At 71.9% G+C, this 6,416-nt stretch carries 2 protein-coding genes; one reads left to right on the top strand and one right to left on the bottom strand.

Features of this window, described 5'->3' with window-relative positions:
- Window positions 1–4,297: transcription-repair coupling factor (gene mfd, locus D1643_RS09170; RefSeq protein ID WP_236643513.1), on the bottom strand; the 4,297-nt coding region annotated here is incomplete at its 3' end.
- A gap of 288 nt (window positions 4,298–4,585) precedes the next feature.
- Between mfd and nth the strand changes: the two genes are divergently transcribed.
- Window positions 4,586–5,245: an endonuclease III gene (nth, locus tag D1643_RS09165; protein WP_160710330.1), complete on the top strand. Its 660-nt coding sequence runs from the start codon at window positions 4,586–4,588 to the stop codon at window positions 5,243–5,245.
- Window positions 5,246–6,416 lie beyond the last annotated feature (1,171 nt).

The following is a 6,416-nucleotide window of genomic DNA, read 5'->3' as shown; positions in this document are numbered from 1 at the left end:
CGGCCAGGCGCTCGCGGGCCGCCTCGCCGCGGGCCTCGGTGATGGCGCGCCGCCCGGCACGCCCGCCGGCTACCCTTCCGCCGCTCCGCGTTCCGCTCGCCGCAGCCGCGTCGCCCGCGCTGGTCGCGCCGCTCGACGCGGATGTTTCACGTGAAACATCTGTTCCGCCCTTGCGCGCCGCGCTTCCCACGCCCGCGCTTCCCAATCCGTCACGAGGAATGGCCGACGCGTGCGATGTGCGCACCACGCTGCTCGTCCCCGTCGTCCGCCCTCGCGCGTAGCTCGCCCGGCCGGTCTCCCCCGCCTTCGCGCCAGACGCGCCCGCGCCAGCGCCCCGCGCCCCTGCGCCCGACTTCCGCTCTCCGCTTTCCCGTGTTTCACGTGAAACACTTGTTCCCTTATCGCACGACATTGCGACACCGGCGCCGTCCCCTGCGCCCGCGCCCGCGGCCTTCGCCGTCGCACCCCGCGGCCCGCGCCCATCCGACCCAGCGGCGCCCCGCGACCCGCGCACGTCCGCACCAGCACCCGCGCCCCGCGCCCCTGCGCCCGACTTCCGCTCTCTGCCTTCCCGTGTTTCACGTGAAACACTTGTTCCCTTATCGCACGACATTGCGACACCGGCGCCGTCCCCTGCGCCCGCGTCAGCCCCGGTGCCCGTCGCCTCCCCGGCTTCCCCCACCAGTTCGGCCAGGTAGCGCGCCACGGGAGCCAGCAGGTTGTCGCGCTCGTCGAGCTTGAAGTGGCGCACGGGCAGCGTGAGCTTGCGGCGGTCGGCCACATAGCGGCCGCCGGCGCGGTGCAGCGGCGTGAGCGCCTCGCGCGGCAGCGCGATGGGCTCCACCACCAGCTTACCGCCCGTCACCGACACCACGCGGATGCCGTGCTCGGCCGCGAAGGCCCGGATGCGCGCCTTCGCCATGAGGTTGCGAGCGGCAGCCGGCATATCGGGCCGCTTCGCCTCCAAGTCGGCCTCGAGGGCGTCCACGGCCCCCACGGTCCCCGCCGAGGCGATGCGGCGGTACCACAGCACGCGCTCGTCGGCATCGGGGAGGTACTCCTCAGGCAGGTAGGTGTGCCCCGGCACGTTCACCGCGATGTCCGACAGCGCCGGGGGCAGCCCGTCCACCGCGCCGTCGCCCTCACGCGTGGCGGCCACGGCCTGGGCGAGCATCTGCGCGAACAGGTCGAAGCCCACCGCCGACATGTTGCCGGACTGCTCGGCGCCAAGCAGGCTGCCCGCGCCGCGTATCTCCAGGTCGCGCATGGCGATGCGCATGCCGCTGCCGAGGTCTTGGTGCTCGTCGATGGCCGTCAGGCGCGCCATGGCCTCCTCGGTGAGCGGCACGTTCTCGGGGAACATGAAGTAGGCGTACGCCTGGGCCGACGAGCGTCCCACGCGGCCCTTGAGCTGGTACATCTGCGCCAGCCCCAGGCGCTGCGCGTCCTCGATGATGAGCGTGTTGGTGTGCGGGTTGTCGATGCCGCTCTCGATGATGGTGGTGGCCACCAGCACGTCGAGCTCACCGGCGGCGAACTCCTCCATCACGCGCTCGAGCTCCTCCTTCGACATCTGCCCGTGAGCCACGCCCACCCGCGCCTCGCCGGCGGCAGCATGCACGCGCGCCACCGCGTCGTCGATGGAGCGCACGCGGTTGGACACGTAGTACACCTGCCCGTCACGCGCCAGCTCAAAGCGGATGGCGGCGCTCACCACGTCGGGATCCCACTCGCCCACGTGCACCTTCACAGGCCGCCGCTCGTCAGGCGGCGTGAGGATGAGGCTCATGTCGCGCACCCCCGACAGCGACATCTGCATGGTGCGCGGGATGGGCGTGGCCGACAGCGTCAGCACGTCGATGGACTCGCGCAGGTTCTTCAGCTGCTCCTTGTGCCCCACGCCGAAGCGCTGCTCCTCGTCGATGATGACCAGCCCCAGGTCATGGGGGTTCACGTCACGCGAGAGCAGGCGGTGCGTGCCCACGAGCACCTGCACCGTCCCCTCCGCGAAGCCCTTGAGGGCCGCGGCCTGCTGCTCGGGCGTGCGGAAGCGTGAGAGCACCTCCACGTCCACGTCGAAGGGCTCGAAGCGCTCGCGGAAGTTGACGTAGTGCTGCTGCGCGAGGATGGTGGTGGGGCACAGCACCATCACCTGCTTGCCGTCTTGGGTAGCCTTGAACGCCGCGCGCAGGGCCACCTCGGTCTTGCCGAAGCCCACATCGCCGCAGATGAGGCGGTCCATCGGCTTAGACGAGGCCATGTCGGCCTTCACGTCGGCGATGGCCGAGAGCTGGTCGGGCGTCTCGGTGTAGGGGAACGCCTCCTCCATCTCGCGCTGGGCCGGCGTGTCGGCGCCGAAGCGGTAGCCCTGGGTGGCGGCACGGCGCGCGTAGACATCCACCAGATCGAAGGCGAGCTTCTTCGTCGCCTTGCGCGCCTTGGCGAGCGCACGCGACCAGTCGGAGGTGTTGAGCCTGGTCAGTCGCGGACTCGCCCCCTCAGGCCCCACATAGCGCGTCACGCGGTCGAGCTGCTCCACCGGCACGAACAGCTTATCGCCCTCGGCGTACTCGAGCAGCAGGTAGTCACGCTCGGTGCCATCCACCTCGCGGCGCACGAGATCCTTGAACAGCGCGACGCCATGGGCGGCATGCACCACGTAGTCGCCCGGCTTGTAGGGGAAGGTGATCTCGGTGATGTCCACGGCACGCCGCTCCCGGGCGGCCGTCTGGGCGCCCTGGGTGTCGGAAAGCGCGATGAGGGCCAGGCGCGCCTTGGGAATGATCATCCCCAGGGGAACGTCCACGTCCACGATGTTGACCACCCCGCGCCGCAGCCGTCGGCGCGCGACGGCCCCGCCGTGTGCGTCGGCCTCCCCCGCTCCGAGCCCCTCGTCGCCCACGCGCCGCTCGGGCGCGTCAAGCACCCGACGCGCCGGCGCGCCGGTTCTGCCCACGGCCTCGGCCTCCTCCGCGCCCGGGACGCCCGCCGCGACGTCCCCGTCGGGCCCCGCCTCGCCAAGGGCCAGGTCAAGCCGCTCCTGGATGGGCAGGCCGCGATCGACGAGCGCGAGCTTCATGTCCTCACGCGCGCGGTAGTTCGGCACGCTGAACACCACCGTGTAGTCGGCCTGGACGAGGCTCGTGAGCCTGCCGAACAGCTTGTCCGGCGCACCCGCCACGTCCGCGCGCTTCACGGGCAGCTCATCGTCGATGGCGCCGCCCACGCGCATGATGGACACGTAGGTGGCGCGCAGCTCGTCGCCGAAGTCGAGGGCCGTCGGCTCGGCGTAGAGCCCCGCCAGCGCGATGCCCGTCCCCTTCGCCCGCGCCGCCAGCTCCTCGTAGGCATGGGCCGCATCGTCGAAGAGCGAGCGCGGCTCCACGAGCACGGTGAGCGTGCCGGGGGCCGCGTAGTCGCCGAGCGTGACGGTGCGCTTGGTCAGGTAGGGCAGCACCGCGTCAACGCCGTCGAAGCGCAGGCCGCCCTCGAGGTTCTCCAGGATGGCGCGCAGGGCCGGGTTGGTGAGCGCCGGAGTCTCGAGGGCGCGGCGCGCCCGGCGCAGCACAGCCTCGGTGACGGGAAGCTCCGACACCGGGTAGATTGCCACCTCGCCGAGGGCCTGGATGGTCTGCCCCGTGGAAGGCACGATGCGCCGGATCTCGTCCACCTCGTCGCCGAAGAAGTCGAGCCGCACCGGATAGACCAGGTTGCCCGGAAACACGTCGATGGTGCCGCCGCGCACGGCGAAGGTGCCCGGCCCGTCCAGCTCTCCGGTGTTGGCGTAGCCACGGGCCTCGAGTGCGCGGGCCACGTCCCCCATCTCCTCCACGCCCGGGTTGCCAGCCTCCGCCAGCTCCTCCCCCGCGCGGAAGACGAGCGGATCGGCGATGTGCTCGGCAGCCGGCAGCAGACAGCGCGAAAGCGCCCGGGCGCTTGCCACCACCACGCAGGGCCGCCCCGCCTGCAGGGCATGGGCCGCCTCCATGCGGCGGGCCACCTGGCGCGGGTCGGCCGGCTTGGGCGCGAAGGGGTGGTCGGTGCGCTCGGGAAAGCGCAGCACGCGCTCGTCCCCCACGTAGGCGGCCACGTTGCGCGCGAAGGCGACGGCCGCGTCCTCGCCGGCCACCACGACGAGCGTCGGCTGAGGACGATGGGCGAAGCGCGCGGCCACGAGGAAGGGACGCGCCGAGGCAGCCACCCCCAGCGTCGCGTCCTCGCCCGCGTCGAGCTTGCCCCAGAACGCGTCCAGGCAGCCGGACCTCTCCAGCGCGAACGTGAGCGAGTCGATGAGCATGGCGCCCTCCTTAGAGCCCGCAGCCCCCCGGCAGCTCAGCACGCGCGGGGGCGCCCCGCGACGAGCCGAGCTGCCGAGCCAGACGCCCGGGCAACGCGAAAAGCCGCGGGATCACCGCGGCGCAGATGCTGAAAGCGCGGCTCAGCGAATCGGAGAGCCCCTTCCGCGCCGCAGCCGGCGGCGGGGCAGACTCACGATCGCGCAGCCGCATCGCCAAGTCTACTATAATCAGGTGCGGCTGCGCCCCGTGCGTCGGCCGCCTGTTGACCACCGGATGGGAGGTGCCCCATGGCCCGCGAGTCCCTCGCCTCCAAGCGCGAGCGCGCCGCGCTCATCGAGGAGCGCATGTTCGACCACTACGGCCTCGGCGAGGCGTCGCTTGACTACCGCACGCCCTTCGAGCTGACCGTCGCCGTGGTGCTCTCGGCCCAATGCACCGACGCGGCCGTGAACAAGGCCACCCCGGCGCTGTTCGCCGCCTATCCCACGCCGGCAGCCCTGGCCCAGGCCGACCCGGCCGACGTGGCCGAGCTCATCCGCTCGCTCGGGTTCTTCCGCAGCAAGGCCAAGAACCTCGTGGCGCTCGCGCAGACGGTGATGGCCGACTTCGGCGGCGAGGTTCCCGCCGACGTGGACCTGCTCCAGAAGCTGCCGGGCGTCGGCCGCAAGACGGCCAACTGCGTCATGTGCGAGGCCTTCAAGGACCCGCAGGGCATCGCCGTGGACACCCACGTCTTCCGCATCGCCCACCGCCTGAAGCTGGCCGGCCCCTCGGCCGACACGCCGCAGAAGGTGGAGGACATCCTGCTCAAGGTGTACCCGCACGACCAGTGGGGCTACATCAACCACCAGTGGGTGCACTTCGGTCGGGAGTTCTGCCGCGCCCGCAACCCCCGCTGCGCCGACTGCATCGTCGGCGACCTCTGCCCCACCCGCGGCCGCTGGTAGCGGTTCCGGCTGCCGGCGGCATGGGCGCTCGCGAACGGCTCTACCCGGGTGGAAAGCGGATCGTCCGCGCGCGCCTCGACTGCCGGCAGCATGGGCGCTCGTGAACGGCGCCCGCAGTAGAGCGGCTGCCGAACGCAGGTGACCGCACCCTGCGCGCTGCCCGGCAAAGGCCGTGCGGTCTGACGGCACGCGGGGCACGGCCGCCCCCGCGCGGGCGCCGCTGCCTCAGAGCGCGCCGACCACACCCTTCGCGGTCACCGGCGCTTCGCGCGCAGCCCGCCCTCGGCCGCGTGCCCGCAAGTCGCTGCCAAGGCTAGAGGACGGCCCTCACCTGGCCCTACCATCACTCCGTCGCGATGCGTCCGACTGTACCATCGACCTACCGCGGACCGCCGGCAAAGGTCGCCCGCGCCCAGCCGCGAGCCCCTGGCAGAACCGACTGCGCCCAGCCGCGAGCCCCTGGCAGAGCCGACTGCGCCCGAGCGCCCCGGCCTCCCAGGCCCTTCCTCAACCGAGAACCCCCGCCCCACCGGCCGCCGGCGCCTCCGCAGGCCGTCGCCGGGAGACGCGGCCGCCCAGGGGCCGCCAAAAAGGTTTCTGGCCAATTTCCCTACGGTTTACGCAACCTGAAGGCCGTCCGGCGTCCCCGCGCCAGCGTTTCCCCAGGTCGCAAACGGCCGCTTGCGCCGCCGTGCCCCCAGAACAGCGTAAACCGTAGGGAAATTGGCCAGGAACCCGCCTCCGCCCGTCCCGCGCCGCCTGCTTGCCGCGCATTCGAGGCGCCGGTCCCTACCAACCAGCGCAAACAGGCCTCCACCTCCGTCCCGCACCTGCCAAACTGCCCGCGCGCCCGAAAGCCGCCAGCAAAAGTCTCCCGCATCTAACACGAACCGCTCGCAGGGCCGACCACCTCCACCCGTCCCGACGCGCCTCGCCACACCCACCCCCAAGTCGCCCCCCGCGCCGCAGCCGACACGTCAGCCGATAAGCCACGCGCTTGACACAGCCGCAGTCGCCGGGGCTCCTCCGCGGTTTCTGGCCAATTTCCCTACGGTTTACGCAACCTGAAGGCCATCCGGCGTCCCCGCGCCAGCGTTTCCCCAGGTCGCAAACGGCCGCTTGCGCCACCGTACCCCCAGAACAGCGTAAACCGTGCCTAAATTGGCCAGGA

The sequence above is a fragment of the Enterorhabdus sp. P55 genome (genome assembly GCF_009911695.1).
GTDB lineage: Bacteria > Actinomycetota > Coriobacteriia > Coriobacteriales > Eggerthellaceae > Enterorhabdus.
Note: the sequence above shows the minus strand (reverse complement) of the source record. Positions and strands in the feature narration are given on the sequence as shown.